Here is a 17,125-nt window from a genome sequence, read left to right on the forward strand (position 1 = left end):
TTCGCGAGGCCTCGCTACGAGGCGTCGGCGGCACCGCGCCGGAGCACCAGCGCCGAGTTCGACCCCATGAGTCCCCGGCTGAGGACCAGCGCCGTGCGCGTCTCGGTGGCCCGCGCGCGGCCGGTGACGAGGTCGAGGTCGTGGCAGACGTCGAAGACGTTCGGGGTGGGGGGCAGCACGCCCTGTTCCATCGCCAGCACCGCCGCCGCGACGTCCAGCACGGCGGCCGCGGCCAGGCCCCGGCCGACACCGGTCTTCGGCGCCGTCACCGGCACCCGCTTGGCGTGCGGACCGAGGGCGTCGGCGAGCGCCAGCACCTCGGCGCGGTCCGCCTCCGGCACTCCGAGGGCGTCCGCGAAGACCACGTCGATCTCCTCGGGCGCGCAGCCGGCGTCCTCCAGGGCGCCCTGGATCGCCCGGGCCAGTCCCTCCCGGGACTCCTCCCAGCGGGAGGCGCCGGTGAAGGTGGCCGCGTGCCCGGCCACCAGCGCCCGCACCGGAGCACCCCGGTCACGGGCCGACTCCTCGGCCTCCACGACGACCATCGCGCCCCCTTCGGCGGGCACGAAACCGCAGGCCGACCTGGTGAACGGCCGGTAGGCGCGGTCCGGTTCGGCGACCGTGCTCAGCTCCTCGTACCCGAGCTGGCAGACCATGGAGTAGGGGGCGAGCGGCGCCTCGGTCGCACCGGCCACGATGACGTCGGTGCCGCGCCGCACGCCGCGCGCCGCGTGCGCCAGGGCGTCCAGGCCGCCCGCCTCGTCGGCGGCGATCACCCCGCAGGGGCCCTTGAAGCCGCCCCGGATGGAGATCTGGCCGGTGCTCGCCGCGTAGAACCAGGCGATCGACTGGTACGGCCCGACGAAACGGCTGCCCTTGCCCCAGAGCTGCTGGAGCTCGCGCTGTCCGAACTCACCGCCGCCGGAGCCGGCGGCCGTGACCACGCCCACCGAGAACGGCGCGGCGTCGGTGTCGGCCCGGCCGAGCCCGGCCTCCTCCAGGGCGAGGTCGGCCGCGGCCATCGCGAAGTGGGTGAACCGGTCGGTCTGGACGAGGTAGCGCTCCTCGATCGCCGACGGCGGGTCGAAGTCGCGCACCTGGCCCGCCACCTTCAGCGGCATCCCCTCGCAGCCCTCCCGGGTGATGGGGTCGATGACGCTGACGCCCTCCCTGGTGGCCTTCCAGAAGGCGTCGGTGCTGGTTCCGTTGGGCGCGACCACGCCGATTCCGGTGACGGCCGCGCGCCGGGCATGCGAGGCGCTCATAGCGTTTTCTCCCTCGGCAGGGTCATGACCACCGCGGACTGGAAGCCGCCGAACCCGCTGCCCACCGAGAGCACGTTGCGCAGCCGGCGCTCACGGGCGACACGCGGTACGTAGTCCAGGTCGCACTCGGGGTCGGGGGTCTCGTAGTTCGCGGTGGGCGGCACCACCTGGTGGGCCAGGGACAGCGCGCAGGCGACGACCTCGATCGCCCCGATCGCGCCGAGGGAATGACCCACCATGGACTTGATGGAGCTCATGCACGTCTCGTAGGCGTGCGCGCCCAGGGCGCGTTTGACGGCGGCCGTCTCGTGCCGGTCGTTCTGGAGGGTGCCCGAGCCGTGCGCGTTGACGTAGTCGATCGCGGTGCCGTCGAGGCGGGCCTGGCCGAGGGCGTCCTCGATGGCCCGGGCCATCTCCAGGCCCTCGGCGGTCAGACCGGTCATGTGGTAGGCGTTGCCGAAAGTGGCGTAGCCGCCTATCTCGCAGTACACGTGCGCGCCGCGGGCCCGGGCGTGCTCCAGTTCCTCCAGGACCAGCACCGCGCCGCCCTCGCCCATGACGAACCCGTTGCGGTCGGCGTCGAAGGGGCGGGAGGCGTGCGCGGGGTCGTCGTTGCTGGGGGAGGTCGCCTTGATGGCGTCGAAGCAGGCCATGGTGATCGGGGAGATCGGCGAGTCCGAGGCGCCGGCGATGCAGACGTCGGCCCGGCCCTCCTCGATGGTGTGGAAGGCGTACCCGACGGCGTCAAGGCCCGAGGTGCAGCCGGTGGACACGGTCTGCACCGGCCCGCGTGCCTCGAACCGCTCCGCGACCGCGGAGGCGAGGGTGCTGGGCGCGAACGCCCGGTGCAGATGCGGGCCGGCCTGCCGGTGGTCCACGTCCCAGCGCTGTCCGCCGTGGCTGACCAGCACGTAGTCGTGCTCGAGCCGGGTGGTGCCGCCGACCGCGGTGCCCAGGGACACCCCGACCCGCCAGGGGTTCTCCGCGGCCAGGTCGAGACCGGAGTCGCGTATCGCCTCCTCGCCGGCGACCAGGGCGAACTGGATGTAGCGGTCGGCGCGCGCGATCTGCTCCGCGTCCAGCCCGTGGGCCGCCGGGTCGAAGTCGCACTCGGCGGCGATCTGAGAGCGCAGCCCGGACGGATCGAAGAAGGTGATGCCACGCGTCGCCGTACGGCCGCTGGTCAGCAGGTCCCAGAACGCAGGGACCCCGATGCCGCCCGGGGCGACGATACCTATGCCGGTGACCGCCACGCGCCTGCTCATGAGCTCACCCGTGATCGCTCGGCCGTGGCGGCCACCTCGTGCGCCTCCACCGGGATCGGCACGCCGTTCGCGTCCTCGGTGTCGACGTGTCCGAGCGGCGGGCTCGGCGCCAGCGGGCCGAGGTGGAAGACCATCCGGGCCTCGACCCGGCCCACGTTGCGGAACCGGTGCCGCATGTGCGCGGGGATCAGGAGCCCCTGCTCGGGCTGGAGCGGGTGCGGCTCTCCGTCGAGGTCCACCTCCAGCTGCCCGCAGACGACGTAGATGAACTCCTCCGAGTACGGGTGGTAGTGCTCGGCGATGCGGTCCCCGGGCTGCACGATGGCCACGCCCATGAAGCCGCTGGTGGAGCCCACCGTGGTGGGGGTGAGCATGGCGCGCAGGTCGCCACCGCGCCGGGTGTTGGGCTCGACCTCGCTGAGATCCACGATTCCGGGATGACGATCGATCACGGCGTTCCTCCGAACATGTGCTGTAGCGACGTGCTGCACCTGCGTGTGCCGCACCTGCGTGTGGGCGTGGCCGGTACGGCCCCGGTGAGGGTGGTCAGGCGTCGGGCGAGCGGCGGTCGGTGACGAGGTCCATCGAGGACACCGCCCCGCCGTCCAGCAGCGCGGTCAGCTCGGCGTCCTGTCCGGCGTCGGTGGCGAGCTCGCCGCGCGCGTCGACGAGGCGCACCACGATGTCGTCGCGCTGGAAGATCGTGCTGCGCAGCACGGACGCCCGCGGATCGTCCGCGGCCGCCTCGTCCCGCCGGGCGAGCAGCTCGGCCAGCCGCATGCCCTGACCCTCGCGGGCCGGGTAGTACAGCGCGTGCCGCACCGCGTCCGGGCTCTCCTGGCCTGCCGTCACATGGTGGACGGCGGGCAGCGCGGCGCGGGTGAAGAAGACCCGGGCGGACTCGGGGTCGTCGAGGTCCCGGTCCTGCTCCAGATAGGGGTTGATGGCCTCCTCGACGGCCCGTACCGCGGGCTGCCGGGCGACGTACCGGAGCGCGGCGAGCAGGTCGCCCCGCACCTCGATGGCCCGCACGACCCGGTTGCCGTGCATGAACAGCGAGGTCCGGCACAGCCGGGTGGTGTCGTCGACGCGCGGGTCGGGGGAGGCGTAGTCGGCGAGGATCTTCGCCACGGCCTGCTCGCTGCCCGGCTTGACGGTGAAGGTGAGCGCGTGCCGGATCAGCCCGTCGCCGATGCGCGGGGAGGCCTGGAGCCGGCGCTCCTCGGACCCGGTGTCCACGGCGGGGCCACCGGTCTCGCGGACGATGTGGAAGCGCAGCGACCTGGTGTCCCGGACGCAGGAGTGCAGCGGCTCCACCATGTGCACGTGCTCTTCGCTGTTCACCCAGGTCAGGAAGGGCGGGGCGCTCTCCCACTCGCTGGTGATCAGCCACTGGGAGGGGTTCTCGATGGACTGGCACAGCTGGTCGCTGACGTGCCCGGGGACCGAGGCGACCTGGTTGCACAGCTGCTCGTAGGCCTCCAGGAACTGCTGCTGGGCGCCGTCGTAGACGTCGACCAGCAGGACGACCCGGAGCCTCGAACCGTCGAAGACGGACTGGGAGACACACTGCGACGCCTGTTGTGCAAGCGGTTTCGTGACACGTTCGGACGTGGTGGTCATGCGGTGCACAACTCCTTCGTGGGGGACGGGCGGACGTCGGCCGCACGGGGGGTGACGTCGGCGTGCCTTGATCCTGTGCCTCGCCTGTGAGGTGCGCGACTCGTATGCACCGAGCGGGTGACCGGCCCGGCGGTCGCCCGGAACCGGCTCAGGTCAGGTGGGCGAAGACCACCAGGTTGTCGGTGTAGTCCTTGACCGTGTGGTCGTAGTCGCCCGCGCAAGTGATGAGCCGGACCTGGGCCTGGGCGGTGTCGTCGTAGACCCGCCGGCTGGGGAAGTCGTCCTTGGCGAAGGTCTCCGCGCTGTCGACCACGAAGTTCGCCCGGCTCCCGTCGGCGCGTTCGACGTGGAAGACGTCTCCCTTGCGCAGCTCGCCGAGGTTGGCGAAGACGGCCGCCGAGGTGGCCGTGTCGACGTGCCCGGCGATGACCGACGTACCCGTCTCACCGGGGGTGGCGCCGTCGGCGTACCAGCCGACGAGGTTGGTGTCGGCGGCGGGAGGGGGCAGGAGCTGCCCGGTGGGGCCGATCACCAGCTTCGTGAAGGGGGCGTCGACCGAGATCTTCGGAATGAGCAGGCGCACGGGCTCCGAACGCGGCAGGTGCGGGCCCACTCCCGCGGCCGGCGCGGCGCCGTCCGCCGGGTTGCCCGCCACCGGGGAGGACGTGGACCGGGGGGCGGCCTGCGCGGGGCGGGACGGATCGCCGGGTGACGAATCGTTCCTGCCGCCGAACAGGCTGACGGCCAGGACCAGGATCGCCACGGCGGCCAGCACCAGCCCGGAGTTGGATCCCCGCCCGTTACGGGCCGGTTCACCGCCGCTCAGGCTGTCGAGGGGGCGGCTGCCGGAGCTGTCTGCGGGGGAAGAGGGACGAACTGCCAACGGAATCAACCTCACCGGGGCGCGGCGGCCCATCGGACGGGAGAGGGAGGGGACAGGGCGGGGGATCGGACAGCGGGGGCGGGCCCGGTGCGGGCCGGCGGGGCCGCCACGCGGCGCGCACGCGTGGCGGCCTCAGCGGCTATCGCATCCGGCATGGGTCAGGCCAGGCTTCCGGCGGTCTTCTTGCGACGCGCCGCGTACAGTCCGGTCCCGGCGACCGCGAGGACGGCGAGTCCGCCCGCCGTCATGCCCGGCGAGGCGAGCGCGCCGCCACCGGTGTGCATGCCGCCGCTGGGCTTCTCGTGGCTGCCGCTCCAGCCACCGTCCTCCTCCTGCTTGCCGCTCCAGCCGCCGGAGTCCTTGCCGCCCTGCTCGTCCTTGTCCTTGTAGGTCTCCGGGTCCATCTTGGGGTCCTTCGCGGTGCCCCAGTCGTCGGCGTTGACCGCGGTCAGCGCACCGCCACCGGTGTGCATGCCGCCGTGCGGACGGTCGTGGTCGCTGCCCTTGCCGTGCTCCTTGCCTTGCTCCTTGTCCTGCTCCTTGCTGTAGGAGGAGTCCGACTGGTCCCAGTCGCCGCCGGACGCCGCCCAGGCGCCCGGGGCACCGAGGGCGAGAACGGTGGAGGCGGCCGCGGTGGCCAGAATCATGCGAGCAGAGCGCATCTGACATTCCTTCCGTCGGTGGCCGGGCAGCTGGTGCTTCGTCAGCTGTGGTGGCCCGCCCCCGACGTGATCCACCGTCATCCAGCGGCCCGTACCTCACCACTCAAGGCGGTCACACGGGTGAACCCGACCGGGTCCGCGGTGGCCGAAAGGGCCCTCGCACAGACCTGACACAACGTCTGACGCCACGCCCGGCACCGTGCCTGACGTGGCGTCTGATCGCTGTGGGTGCGGAGGTCAGCCCAGGGACAGCAGCTCCCCGAGGACGTCACGCAGCACGGCCTCGGCGTCCGGGACCGGCCCCGCCGCCCGCCAGGCCACGAACCCGTCGGGCCGGACGAGGACGGCGCCCCCGGACGTCGTACCGTGCGCCTCGGCCCAGTCGGCGCCGCCCTCGGGCGTCAGCTCCGCGCCGGGCCCCTCGCCGATCCGGTACGCGTCCAGCGGGACCGGTGTGTCCGCCGCGACGCGCACAGCGGCCGCGTGCCAGCCGCCCTCGTCGCCGGCGCCGCTGAGCAGCACGAACGACCTCTCGTAGAGGTCCAGCGTGGAGATCGGCTCACCACCGCGGCGTACGGCCAGGTGGGGTGCCCTGCTGCCGGGGGCGCCGGACAGGTCGAGGCGGTCCGGTACGACGGGGGTCGCGGGGTCGGTGCCGACGACCGCGCCCACCGGATAGCGGTAGCCGAGCGCCACGTTCAGGATGCCGCGCTGCGGACCGCCGCCACCGGCGCCGGGCGGCGGGGCGTAACCGGGGTGACTGTGCTCGGCCGACCGGACGGCGGCGCGGGCGCTGGTCGCCTCCGCCACCGGGCGGCGCTCGGCGTCGTACGAGTCCAGGAGACCCTCACCCGCCCAGCCGCCCAGCACCGCGGCGAGCTTCCAGGCCAGGTTGTGGGCGTCCTGGATACCGGTGTTGGAACCGAACGCCCCGGTGGGGGACATCTCGTGGGCCGAGTCCCCGGCCAGCAGGACGCGGCCCGCGCGGTAGCTGGTGGCGACCCGCTGGGCGGCGTGCCAGGGGGCCCTGCCGGTGATCTCCACGTCGAGGTCGGGGACACCGACCGCGCGGCGGATGTGGTCGACGCACCGCTCGTCGGTGAACTCCTCCAGCGTCTCGCCGCGTTCGGGGTGCCAGGGGGCGTGGAAGACCCAGTTCTCCCGGTTGTCCACGGGCAGCAGCGCGCCGTCGGCGTCCGGGTCGGTGAGGTAGCAGACGATGAAGCGCCGCTCGCCCACGATGTCGGCCAGCGCGCGGGAGCGGAAGGTGATGCTCACGTTGCTGAACAGCTCGCCGGGGCCGCTCTGGCCGATGCCGAGCTGTTCGCGGGCGGGGCTGCGGGGGCCGTCGGCGGCGACCAGGTAGTCCGCGAGGATCCTGGTGTGCTCGCCGGTCTCGCGGCTCTTGACCACCGCGGTGACCCCGTCGGGGCCGCTGTCGAACGACATCAGCTCGGTGGCGTAGCGCAGGTCGCCGCCGAGCCGCTTCGCGTGCTCCAGCAGCACCGGCTCCAGGTCGTTCTGGCTGCACAGGCACCAGGAGCTCGGGCTGAAGCGGGCCAGTCCGCCGCCCTCGTCGATCTGCTTGAACAGCCACTCGCCCGCGTCGCCGACGAGGGTCGGGGTCTGGAGGATCCCGTGGTTGTCGGCCAGCGTGGCGGCCGCCTGACGGATCATCGGCTCGACGCCCGCCGTGCGGAACAGCTCCATCGTGCGGACGTTGTTGCCCCGGCCGCGGGGGTGGATGGAGGTGCCCCGGTGCCGCTCCACCAGGGTGTGCCGCACCCCCAGCCGGCCCAGGAACACCGAGGTCGACAGGCCGACCAGGGAACCGCCGACGATGAGGACCGGGACCCGGTGGAGGGTGGGGTCGGTCTGTTCGTCGCGTTCGGCCTGTTCGACCTGTTCTTTGTGTTCGGCTCGTTCTGCTCCGTGGTTCATCGCTCGCCTCCAGCGTGTCGTGTCCACCGACTCGTCCGGATACGGCCGGCAGCCCCATCCATGCCCCACGGCACGTAGGCGGGCCCAAGCTTCACCCGCTTAACGCGTTCGTTTCGCCGAGTCGGCGGGCATACGGGGGCTCTCCGGGGGCTGGGGGCGGTGGGCGGTGGCGGTGGGCGGCGCCTCCTTCCGGTGCCCGCACCCCGGGGCACCCTTCGCCCGGGGGCGTCGGGGACGGCGACTAGGGTGAGTCCGTGGAGCTCCTGCACCTGCGCTACTTCGTCGCCGTCGCCCAAGAACTCAACTTCTCGACCGCGGCCCGCAGACTGCACATGGCGGCGTCCCCGCTGAGCCGGCGCATCAAGGACCTGGAGCAGGAACTCGGCCACCGGCTGTTCGACCGCGACACCCACCATGTGAAGCTCACCCGGGCCGGCAGCGCGCTGCTGCCGATCGCGCGCGGGGTCCTGGAACAGGTCGACTCCATCGGCTGGCGCCTGGACGAGGCGGTCCGCCCCCGGCGTGCCACCCTGCTGGTCGGCGTCCCCACCGGCATCCACCCGGACCTGCGGGAGCGGATGGACGCCCTGGCGGAACGGGCCGGCGACCGGTTCGAGATCAAGCGCTGGCCCGGCCGCACCGAGCGCCTGGTCGACGCGGTGTGCGACGGCAGGCTGGCGCTCACCCTGGCCCGCCTCCCGGTCGCGGGCGACCCGGCGCTGGAGCAGCTGCCGGTGATGTCGGAGCGCCTGGGCGCGGTCGTACCGGGGGACCTGTTCGCGGGCCGGGAGTCGATCGCCCTGGCGGAACTCTCCGAACTCGCCTACGCGGGCTCCCCGTCCGCGGTGACCAACGCCTACTTCCGCGGACTCGACCGGCAGCTGCACGAACTGGGCATTCGCAAGCGCGTCGAGCTGGGCAGCGCGACCTTCGAGGGGGTCGCGGAGATAGTGGCCGGCGGACTCGCCTTCTCCATCTCCATGCTCGACGAGAGAAGCCCCATCCGGAACCACCTCCTCGGCAACGTCACGCTCCTGCCCTTCTCCGACTTCCACCCCCGCCTGGAGACCGGCCTCGTGTGGCGCAGGGACCGGGCCCGGGGCGGCGACCTGGAGGAGGTCGTCGCCATCGCCCGCGAGGTCTTCGGGGAGCCGCTGGCGGCGTGAACGCGACCCGTGCCGTGCCCGGCGCCCCGGGTTCGCACGGTAGCGATGGCAATGCCTCTTTGCCCATCCTTTAGTCTGGGCGGGCGTTGCTCGTAGCCGAAGACAGGGGGCCGCCGTATGGCGGATGAATTCAAGGTCGACCTGAGTCAACTGGACTCGTTCGGCCGGGTGTTGAAGCAGTCCGTGACGGATCTGGAGGAGGCGCGCACCGCGCTCTCCGCCGTCGGCGCCGACCAGATCGGGACTCCGCGGCTGGACGAGGCGTGCGAGACCTTCCAGAACCGGTGGAAGTACGGAACCGGGCAGCTGAAGGACATGATCAAGGCGGTGGACGAGGGCGTGGAGAAGACCGCGCTCAGCTACCGCCAGTTCGAGGACAACCTCTCGCAGGCCCTCAAGAAGATGGAACAGACGAACGCCGCGAACACCGGGGGCAAGTGAGCCGTGGCCGACAACCCCTACCCGAGCCTCGGCTGGAACCCGGTCCCCGGCATACCCGAGCAGGTCACCGCGCTGCACCGCAAGGTGAAGTCCGCCGCGGACACCCTCACCAACTGTCACCGTCAGATCGAGTACCTGCTCGGCGCGAGCTCCGGCTGGCAGGGCGACGCGGCGAGCGCCTTCCGGGACACGCTGGACGGCGACCTGAAGACCGCCATGAGGAACGCCGGGCAGTCGCTCGACAAGGCGGCCGCGGCGCTCGGCACCTGGCAGGGCGACCTGACCTCGCACCGCGACCTGGCCAAGAAGTACGACGACGCCGCGCGCGACAACAAGGCCGACGCCGACAAGGCGAAGACCCGCTACGACCAGGCCAAGAGCAACCCGGACCTCGGGCTCGCCGGCAAGCAGTACCCCAGCCAGGCGGAGGCCGACGCGGCCACGGCCCGTCTGCGCACCGCCGAACGCGAACTCGACGAGGCCACCACCCACCTCAACAACGCCAACGCCGCCTACAACGACGTCATCACCAAGGCGAAGGAGCTGGAGGGCACCCACACCGACGCCGCCGAGGCCGTCGCCCGCAGCCTCGACGAGGCCGACGACAACCTGGCCCCCAAGGAACCGGGATGGTTCGACAAGGCCCTCAGCGCCATCGGCGAGGGCCTCAAGGCGGTCGGTGAGTTCCTGGTGGAGCACGCGGGGACGATCGGGGCGATCGCGGGGTTGCTGGCGCTGCTGCCCACACCGTTGGCGCCGGTCTTCGCGGGAATCGCCGTGGTGGCGAGCGGGGTGTCCATGGCGAAGAACCTGGCGAGTGAGGACTTCAGAGATGCGCTGGGAGGCGAATACGGCCTGAAGGAAGGCGCGTTCGCCTGGGCCTCGATGGTCGGTGACGGCCTCGGCATGGTGCCCGGTGTCGGTGCCCTGGCCAAGGCAGGCGGCGAGGCGGGACTCGCAGCCGCGATCGCCCGGGAAGGAGGCGAGGCCATGTCAATGGGGTCGAAGCTCGGCGCGTTCGGCAGAGAAATCGTGCCCGCCTTCAACTTCAAGGCTCTCGACGTGGCCACCGACCCCATGACGGGTGTGCTCGACTACGCCGTCAACGGTGTCAACGTGGCCGCGAACATGGCGTCATCCCTGGAAAACCTGGGTGTGCTCCCCAAGAACGGTCCGGGACATGATGCGTCCGAGGTCACGAAGGGCGCCGCTGCCTCGACCGGCCTGGCCGACGGTGTGAAGGCCATTACCAAGGACATCGGACACATGATGGCGGGGATTCGGCTGTGAACAGGTCCCTTGCGCCAACGGAGATCGAACCGAAGCCGGAGTTCTGGTACGCGCTGCCCTACGGATACCTCCAGCTGGACCTCCAGCCGTCCCCTGAGGGCATCCAGGAGGTGGCCCGGCAGCTCAGCGCACTGCCCGACGACCTTCGCGACCGGGCGGACCAGGTGTTCCGGCTGTACGCCGTCGTCCTGACGATGCTGCGGAGCCAGGACGTCATGGGGTGCGCGCTCGGCATGCACCCGGACGAACAGGGCGGTGCCTCGCTGTCCGTGCTGACGGTCTCGACCGTCGCGGCCTCGGGGGCGAATCCCGCCGCGGTGCTGCTCCAGATGCTGGGCACCGGCCCGGACAACGGCATCGTGCCCGTGGAGCTGCCCGCGGGCACCGGGTACCTGCTGGAGACGGAACGGACCACGCTCGCGCCGACCGCTCCTCCGGAGGGTCAGGACGAGCCCGCGCAGGGGACCGTCTGGCAGGGCACGGTCGCCATCCCGGTCGCGCGGACCTCGTCGATCGTCACCGTGCAGCTGGTCACCCCGGCGGTGGAGCTGGCCGACGACTACCGCGGCGTGCTGCTCGGCGTCGCCCGTACGGTGACGTTCGACGACCCGGTCGCGCAAGACAGGGTGGACAACGGCACCGACTCGGCCTCGGATCCGGGTCGAGGGGCAGACGAAAGGAGCCCGTTCGGATGACAGTGCCGGAAGAGTGGAAACACGGTCTGGAGTCGAACACCCCGCCCGCGCCGTACGCGACGGACGGGTCGGACTTCCGGGGGGCGGTGCGCTACTACTACGTCGTCGCATGGAAGAACTTCCTCAAGTTCTTCCCGGTGTTCTTCCTCCTGTGGGTCCAACTGTTCGCCTTCCACCTCGACTATCTGCTGCCGGTGGCCATCGTCGGCATGTTCGGCATGGTGTGGACGCTGATCCTTCTCTACGGCCGCCTCACTTCGATCCGTAAGTGCTCGAAGATCTTCCAGACGTATCCCCTGGAATTCCGCACCCCGGTCGAGAAGATCGGCATGGAGTCGACCCACACGCTGTACTTCCGCCTGGGAGACCAGAAGGGCACCCCCTTCACCCTGCGTGCGAAGGACTCCCTGGGGCGCGGTCGATGGCCCGTCGGCATCGTCGACGGCGTCTGGTTCGCGGGGGACGAGCCCTTCGGCGGCGCGGTGATCGTGCCGGGCGGCGGCGAACTCCTCCTGCTCCAGCCCAGGGACTGGAGGGAGCGGGAAGAGGACCGCAACACCGCGGGACCGGAACGCATCGAGAAGGCGGCAAGGGCAGGCATCAAGCGCCCGTTCCGCCTCTGACCCATCCGGCGGCCGGACATCTCTCAGCTCTGGTCGCCGGGCCTGTGGCCGGGCCGGGCCGGGTTGGGCGGGCCGTCCCGCGTCGCCCCTGTGGTGCGGTTCGGCAGGGGCTCCCGGTGAGGCGGCGGCGCCGAGGCGTGATCAGCCGGAAGCGGGGAGGGAGGCGTCGGACGCGCCCTGCTCGGCCCGTCGGCGGTACTCCGCGTTGATGCGCTGCGCCTCCTCGAGCTGGTCCTCGAGGATGACGATGCGGCACGCGGCCTCGATCGGGGTGCCCCTGTCGACGAGCTCGCGGGCGCGCGCGGCGATCCGCAGTTGGTAGCGGGAGTACCTGCGGTGCCCGCCCTCCGAACGGAGCGGAGTGATCAGACGAGCCTCCCCGAGCGCCCGGAGGAAAGCCGGAGTGGCGCCGAGCATCTCGGCGGCCCGGCCCATGGTGTACGCCGGGTAGTCGTCGTCGTCCAGACGATCACTGAGGGGGTTGTCTGCCGTCATGTCACCTCGCTGTGCAACGCGTCGAGGGGCCCTGATGCCGTACGGCACCAGGGCCCCGAAGGAAATTCAACACCATCTGTCGGCTCTCGTGCTCGGCCGACCTTCTGTTTCCGCTACCAGCCCTGTCGAAGGGGGGTGCGGGGATCGCGGCTGCGTGACCGGGGACCACCTTCCAATCCGGGGTCTTGCGGTACCCGGCCGAGTGCGTCCCGGGCCGGGCGATCCTGATGGCGTCTGCGTCCTCCGTCCTTCCTCTGAACCTGAACTGAACTGCTCTGCGGACTTTCCTGTACTGCTACCCGCCAGTTCGTGTCTGCCGGGTCTCTCTCGACTCTGTAGACAAGAAGAGACTAACCCTGGCAGGCCCCAATGTCTACTCTGGCAAAGGTAGATTTCACTCAGTCGTGGGAACAGACACCCGTGACCTGCAAGGGTCGGTTCCCCGCGCGACCGTCGAGCCGCCACATCGTCGCGAAAACAGGCGTCGGGGCGGCAACCTTCTCGTCCCCTGCGGCAACTGAAGGCCGGAAGGCTGGATCGAACTACCGGGACGGGCATGAGGGCAACGAAGCACGCCGCGCCGCAACCGTGGCGCAGGCGCGGACAGGTCACGGGTACTCCCTTGGCGCCGCTGGTCGCCGGCGCGCCTGCGGGCCGTCCCCCCGGAAGCCACGGTGAGCGGCCGACCCGCGTCCGGGGTGCCCGGCGTTGACCAGCCTGCCGGTCGGCCTTCACCGCCACCACACACCCATGCACGACCGCCGTTCGCATCCCGGGCCGGGCGCTGTCAGGCTGCGCCCCCCGTCGTTGCCGAACGCGCAACCACCTCGCACGTCATGGCAAGGAGAGGGCGACCGGGGGATGCTCCTCGATGACGCGTCCGTGGAGTTCCACGAATTCTTCGAACGCCACTATGCCGAGCTCGCCCGTCTGGCACACCTCCTGACCGGCGAGACCGACGCGGCGGACGACCTCGCGGCCGATGCCCTGGTCGCCCTGTGGCAGCACTGGGACCGGTTGCGGGGGGCCGACCACCCGCTCGCCTACGCCCGCGGTGTGGTGGCGAACATGGCGCGGGGACGGATCCGCAGCGCGGTCCGGGAGCGACGCCGGATCACGCTGTTCTGGTCCCGCAGCCCCGAGAAGGTGGAAGGGCCGGACACGGCGGCCGTCCTGGACGTCCGCGCGGCGCTCGCCCGGCTGCCGTACCGCAAGCGCGCCTGCGTGGTGCTGAGACACGCCCTCGACCTGTCGGAGAAGGAGACGGCGGCGGCGCTGGGCATATCCGTCGGAACGGTGAAGAGCCAGACCTCCAAGGGAATGGCCGAACTGCAGAAGCTACTGGGCGCACACGCGGCCGGGGACCTGGTGCCAGGGAGGAGGAACCGGTGAACGAGGACATCGACCGTCGGCTGCGTGAGGCCGCCGAGGCCCACCGGCCCGACCGCGCACGGATGCTGGCCCGGGTGGAACGCGGCATGGCCGGCCCCGCCGTCCGGCACCGCGCGCGACCGTTCGCGAGGTCCGGGACGAGGATCGCCCTCGCCGGGCTCGCCGCCGGAGGCATCCTGACGACCGGCGGCCTCGCCGTCGCCGCCATCGTCGCGAACCCGCCGCTGCCCACCCTGACCACACCCGCCACTCTGGCCCCGGCCGTCAGCTCCCCGCCCCCGACGTCGGCCCGCCCCACCCCGGGCACGCCGCACCCGGCCACCACCCCGGGCGGTTCCCGCCCGACCCCGTCGGCCACCGGTCCCGCGCCCTCGCCGACCGCCGACGAGAGCCGGAACGGGCCGCTGCGGTCGGCCGGCTCGGTGGATCCGAAGAGCACCGTCTACTGGACGCAGAGCGACCTCCTCCTCGAGACGACGCAGCCGCTCACCGCGCTCACCGTCGAGATCCGGATCGTGCAGGCCGGCGGGGCGAAGAGCACCGGCACCTGGCAGACCCTGCCGGGCGACGACTTCACCGTCACCGTCCAGGAGGCCGGCGGCGCGCTGGTCTACCGCTGGGTCCTCAAGCCGGGCCGGACCGTGCCGGTCGGGAACCATGAGTTCGCCGCGCAGTTCAACAACGGCGCCGACGGCGCGCACAGTGGTGCGGGCGACGGCTACCGCGTCGACGCACAGGGTGCGGGCGGTTCCGCGTCGGTCCGGGGAGGGTTCGCCCCGACGCGGTGAACGCCGCCGCGCGGCAACCTTTGTGCGCGTGGCGGCAACTGGCGGGTGACCGGGACCGGATCAAGTCCCGCCGTGCCAGAAGGACATGCCGTTGTCAGATCAGAACCGCCCTCATCGCCGCCGACCGGCCACCCGCCGTGTGATCGCCGCCGCGGTGGTCCTCGCCGCCGCGGGCGCCGCCGTACCACTGGTCGCCCTGGCCGCACTCACGCCGGACGCCGCCGCACCGGCCACGGCCGCCGACGCGGCGGCCGGCAGCGGCCGTTACTTCGGCACGGCCGTGGCCGCGGGCAGGCTCGGCGACTCCACGTACTCCGCCCTTCTCGACCGGGAATTCAAGATGATCACCCCGGAGAACGAGATGAAGTGGGACGCCATCGAGCCCTCCCGTGGCACCTTCACCTTCGGGTCCGCCGACCAGATCGTCGACCACGCCACCGCGCACGGCCAGCGCCTGCGCGGCCACACCCTGGTCTGGCACTCCCAACTGCCGAACTGGGTCAAGTCCATCACCGACGCGGGCACCCTGCGCACGGTGATGAAGAACCACATCACCCAGGAGATGACCCACTACAAGGGCAAGATCTACGCCTGGGACGTGGTCAACGAGGCCTTCGCCGACGGCGGCAGCGGTCAGCACCGCAGCTCGGTCTTCCAGGACGTGCTGGGCGACGGCTTCATCGAGGACGCCTTCCGCACCGCCCGCACCGCCGACCCCGCCGCCAAGCTCTGCTACAACGACTACAACATCGAGAACTGGTCCGACGCCAAGACCCAGGGCGTCTACAAGATGGTCAAGGACTTCAAGGCTCGCGGCGTCCCCATCGACTGCGTCGGCTTCCAGAGCCACTTCGGCGCAGGCGGCCCGCCCGCCAGCTTCCAGACCACCCTGTCCAACTTCGCCGCACTCGGCGTGGACGTGCAGATCACCGAGCTCGACATCGCCCAGGCGTCCGCCACCGCGTACACCAACGCCGTCCAGGCGTGCATGAACGTCGCCCGCTGCACCGGCATCACGGTGTGGGGCATCCGGGACAGCGACTCCTGGCGCACCGGGGAGAACGCCCTGCTGTTCGACGCGGGCGGCAACAAGAAGCCCGCCTACAACGCCGTACTCACCGCCTTCGGCGGCAGCAGCAGTAGTAGCGGCAGCAGTAGTAGCGGCAGCGGTGGCGGTGGTACGCAGACCGGCGCCGGCATCACCTCCGGCACCGTCTACACGCTCTCCAACGCGGCCGCCGGACGCGTTCTCGACGAGCCCGCGGGACAGAACGGCAACGGCACCCCGCTCCAGGTGTGGGACGCCGGCGGCGCCGCCAACCAGCAGTGGAAGGCCACCCGGAACAGCGACGGCTCGTACACCCTGACCAACGTCGCCAGCGGCCGGGTACTGGACGAGCCGGCCGGCCGGACGGCCAACGGGACGAAGCTGACGGTCTGGGACTCCAACGGCGGCGCCAACCAGCACTGGAAGGCGAGCCGGAACAGCGACGGCTCGTACACGCTGACCAACGTCGCCAGCGGCCGGGCGCTGGATCTCCCCGGCGGCCGGACCGCCAACGGCACGCCCGTCCAGATCTGGGACTCCAACAGCGGCGCCAACCAGCGCTGGAACTTCAAGCCGACCACGGCGCCGAAGAGCGACACGACCGCGGTGCCGACGAGCAACGCGTGCGCTCTTCCGTCGACCTACCGGTGGACCTCGACGGACGCGTTGGCGCAGCCGGCGAACGGGTGGGCCTCGTTGAAGGACTTCACCACCGTGACGTACAACGGCAAGCACCTGGTCTACGGCTCGAACTACTCGGGATCGTCCTACGGCTCGATGGCGTTCAGCCCCTTCACCAACTGGTCGGACATGGCGTCGGCCCGCCAGACCGGCATGAGCCAGAACGCGGTGGCGCCCACGCTGTTCTACTTCGCGCCCAAGAAGCTCTGGGTGCTGGCGTACCAGTGGGGTCAGTGGCCCTTCAGCTACCGCACCTCCAGCGACCCCACAGACCCCAACGGCTGGTCCGCGCCGCAGCAGCTGTTCACCGGCAGCATCCCCCGCACCGACTCCGGCACCGGCCCGATCGACCAGACCCTGATCGCCGACGACAAGAACATGTACCTGTTCTTCGCGGGTGACAACGGCAAGATCTACAAGGCGTCCATGCCGATCGGGAACTTCCCCGGCAGCTTCGGCTCCTCGTACACGACGGTCATGAGCGACACGGTGAAGAACCTCTTCGAGGCGCCGCAGGTCTACAAGGTCAAGGGCCAGAACCAGTACCTGATGATCGTCGAGGCCCGGGGTGCGAGCGAGCAGCGCTACTTCCGTTCCTTCACCGCCGCCGGCCTGGACGGCCCGTGGACCCCGCAGGCCGCCACCGAGTCCAACCCGTTCGCCGGCAAGGCCAACAGCGGCGCCACCTGGACCAACGACATCAGCCACGGCGACCTGGTCCGCGACAACCCCGACCAGACCATGACCATCGACCCCTGCAACCTGCAGTTCCTCTACCAGGGCAAGTCCCCGAACACCCCGTCGAACACCTCGTACGACAACCTGCCGTACCGCCCCGCGATCCTCACTCTGAAGCGCTGAGCATGA

General features: G+C 71.3%; 16 protein-coding genes. 8 read left to right on the forward strand and 8 right to left on the reverse strand.

Annotated features, from left to right (window positions below):
* Positions 1-14: 14 nt before the first annotated feature.
* The 7 genes from H295_RS0105730 to H295_RS0105760 all read right to left on the reverse strand — a co-directional run bounded on the left by H295_RS0105730 (position 15) and on the right by H295_RS0105760 (position 7,639).
* Complete coding sequence (locus H295_RS0105730; RefSeq protein ID WP_020134379.1) at positions 15-1,265, reverse strand: beta-ketoacyl synthase N-terminal-like domain-containing protein; 1,251 nt, start codon at positions 1,263-1,265, stop codon at positions 15-17.
* Entirely contained in the window at positions 1,262-2,530 is a 1,269-nt protein-coding gene (locus tag H295_RS0105735; RefSeq protein WP_028809082.1) for a beta-ketoacyl-[acyl-carrier-protein] synthase family protein, read from the reverse strand. The genes H295_RS0105730 and H295_RS0105735 overlap by 4 nt, the downstream gene beginning before the upstream one ends.
* A complete protein-coding gene (locus H295_RS0105740; RefSeq protein ID WP_028809083.1) occupies positions 2,527-2,982 on the reverse strand; it encodes a cupin domain-containing protein in 456 nt (151 codons plus the stop codon). Before H295_RS0105740 ends, H295_RS0105735 begins: the two co-directional genes overlap by 4 nt.
* 94 nt (positions 2,983-3,076) lie before the next feature.
* On the reverse strand, positions 3,077-4,153 hold the full coding sequence (locus H295_RS0105745) for a SchA/CurD-like domain-containing protein (protein WP_020134382.1): 1,077 nt from the start codon (positions 4,151-4,153) through the stop codon (positions 3,077-3,079).
* 148 nt (positions 4,154-4,301) lie between these two features.
* On the reverse strand, positions 4,302-5,036 hold the full coding sequence (locus tag H295_RS0105750) for a class F sortase (protein ID WP_420706189.1): 735 nt from the start codon (positions 5,034-5,036) through the stop codon (positions 4,302-4,304).
* Between the two features lie 158 nt (positions 5,037-5,194).
* Entirely contained in the window at positions 5,195-5,698 is a 504-nt protein-coding gene (locus H295_RS0105755) for a hypothetical protein (protein ID WP_028809084.1), read from the reverse strand.
* A gap of 237 nt (positions 5,699-5,935) precedes the next feature.
* A complete protein-coding gene (locus H295_RS0105760; RefSeq protein ID WP_020134385.1) occupies positions 5,936-7,639 on the reverse strand; it encodes an FAD-dependent oxidoreductase in 1,704 nt (567 codons plus the stop codon).
* Between the two features lie 254 nt (positions 7,640-7,893).
* On the opposite strand from H295_RS0105760, the gene H295_RS0105765 reads away from it, so the two are divergent.
* The 5 genes from H295_RS0105765 to H295_RS0105785 all read left to right on the forward strand — a co-directional run bounded on the left by H295_RS0105765 (position 7,894) and on the right by H295_RS0105785 (position 11,854).
* Positions 7,894-8,805, forward strand: coding sequence for a LysR family transcriptional regulator (locus tag H295_RS0105765; RefSeq protein WP_020134386.1), 912 nt, complete (start codon positions 7,894-7,896; stop codon positions 8,803-8,805).
* A 117-nt stretch (positions 8,806-8,922) separates the two neighbouring features.
* A complete protein-coding gene (locus tag H295_RS0105770; protein ID WP_020134387.1) occupies positions 8,923-9,246 on the forward strand; it encodes a hypothetical protein in 324 nt (107 codons plus the stop codon).
* 3 nt (positions 9,247-9,249) lie between these two features.
* Positions 9,250-10,536, forward strand: coding sequence for a WXG100 family type VII secretion target (locus H295_RS0105775; protein WP_020134388.1), 1,287 nt, complete (start codon positions 9,250-9,252; stop codon positions 10,534-10,536).
* Positions 10,533-11,231 (forward strand): hypothetical protein, encoded by a 699-nt coding sequence (locus H295_RS0105780; protein WP_020134389.1) that lies wholly within the window; start codon positions 10,533-10,535, stop codon positions 11,229-11,231. The genes H295_RS0105775 and H295_RS0105780 overlap by 4 nt, the downstream gene beginning before the upstream one ends.
* The gene (locus H295_RS0105785) at positions 11,228-11,854 is read left to right on the forward strand and encodes a hypothetical protein (RefSeq protein WP_020134390.1); all 627 of its coding nucleotides are present in this window, start codon (positions 11,228-11,230) and stop codon (positions 11,852-11,854) included. The genes H295_RS0105780 and H295_RS0105785 overlap by 4 nt, the downstream gene beginning before the upstream one ends.
* Before the next feature lie 141 nt (positions 11,855-11,995).
* Here H295_RS0105785 and H295_RS0105790 read toward each other — a convergent pair whose 3' ends face one another.
* On the reverse strand, positions 11,996-12,349 hold the full coding sequence (locus H295_RS0105790; protein WP_020134391.1) for a MerR family transcriptional regulator: 354 nt from the start codon (positions 12,347-12,349) through the stop codon (positions 11,996-11,998).
* 861 nt (positions 12,350-13,210) lie between these two features.
* On the opposite strand from H295_RS0105790, the gene H295_RS0105795 reads away from it, so the two are divergent.
* From H295_RS0105795 to H295_RS0105805, 3 genes are all read left to right on the forward strand, one after another.
* A complete protein-coding gene (locus tag H295_RS0105795) occupies positions 13,211-13,741 on the forward strand; it encodes a SigE family RNA polymerase sigma factor (RefSeq protein WP_020134392.1) in 531 nt (176 codons plus the stop codon).
* Positions 13,738-14,529 (forward strand): hypothetical protein, encoded by a 792-nt coding sequence (locus H295_RS0105800; protein ID WP_020134393.1) that lies wholly within the window; start codon positions 13,738-13,740, stop codon positions 14,527-14,529. Before H295_RS0105795 ends, H295_RS0105800 begins: the two co-directional genes overlap by 4 nt.
* A gap of 85 nt (positions 14,530-14,614) precedes the next feature.
* A complete protein-coding gene (locus tag H295_RS0105805; RefSeq protein WP_106960766.1) occupies positions 14,615-17,119 on the forward strand; it encodes a non-reducing end alpha-L-arabinofuranosidase family hydrolase in 2,505 nt (834 codons plus the stop codon).
* Positions 17,120-17,125: the final 6 nt, after the last annotated feature.

Origin of the sequence: Streptomyces sp. 351MFTsu5.1, assembly GCF_000383655.1 — a bacterium.
GTDB classification, from domain to species: Bacteria; Actinomycetota; Actinomycetes; order Streptomycetales; family Streptomycetaceae; genus Streptomyces; species Streptomyces griseorubiginosus.

What these genes read in the sequence shown, in the direction of transcription:
- H295_RS0105735 (WP_028809082.1), bottom strand. Translation starts at nt 2,530, where the DNA reads ATGAGCAGGCGCGTGGCGGTCACCGGCATAGGTATCGTCGCCCCGGGC.
- H295_RS0105795 (WP_020134392.1), top strand. Translation starts at nt 13,211, where the DNA reads ATGCTCCTCGATGACGCGTCCGTGGAGTTCCACGAATTCTTCGAACGC.
- H295_RS0105760 (WP_020134385.1), bottom strand. Translation starts at nt 7,639, where the DNA reads ATGAACCACGGAGCAGAACGAGCCGAACACAAAGAACAGGTCGAACAG.
- H295_RS0105785 (WP_020134390.1), top strand. Translation starts at nt 11,228, where the DNA reads ATGACAGTGCCGGAAGAGTGGAAACACGGTCTGGAGTCGAACACCCCG.
- H295_RS0105730 (WP_020134379.1), bottom strand. Translation starts at nt 1,265, where the DNA reads ATGAGCGCCTCGCATGCCCGGCGCGCGGCCGTCACCGGAATCGGCGTG.
- H295_RS0105790 (WP_020134391.1), bottom strand. Translation starts at nt 12,349, where the DNA reads ATGACGGCAGACAACCCCCTCAGTGATCGTCTGGACGACGACGACTAC.
- H295_RS0105745 (WP_020134382.1), bottom strand. Translation starts at nt 4,153, where the DNA reads ATGACCACCACGTCCGAACGTGTCACGAAACCGCTTGCACAACAGGCG.
- H295_RS0105805 (WP_106960766.1), top strand. Translation starts at nt 14,615, where the DNA reads ATGCCGTTGTCAGATCAGAACCGCCCTCATCGCCGCCGACCGGCCACC.
- H295_RS0105770 (WP_020134387.1), top strand. Translation starts at nt 8,923, where the DNA reads ATGGCGGATGAATTCAAGGTCGACCTGAGTCAACTGGACTCGTTCGGC.
- H295_RS0105755 (WP_028809084.1), bottom strand. Translation starts at nt 5,698, where the DNA reads ATGCGCTCTGCTCGCATGATTCTGGCCACCGCGGCCGCCTCCACCGTT.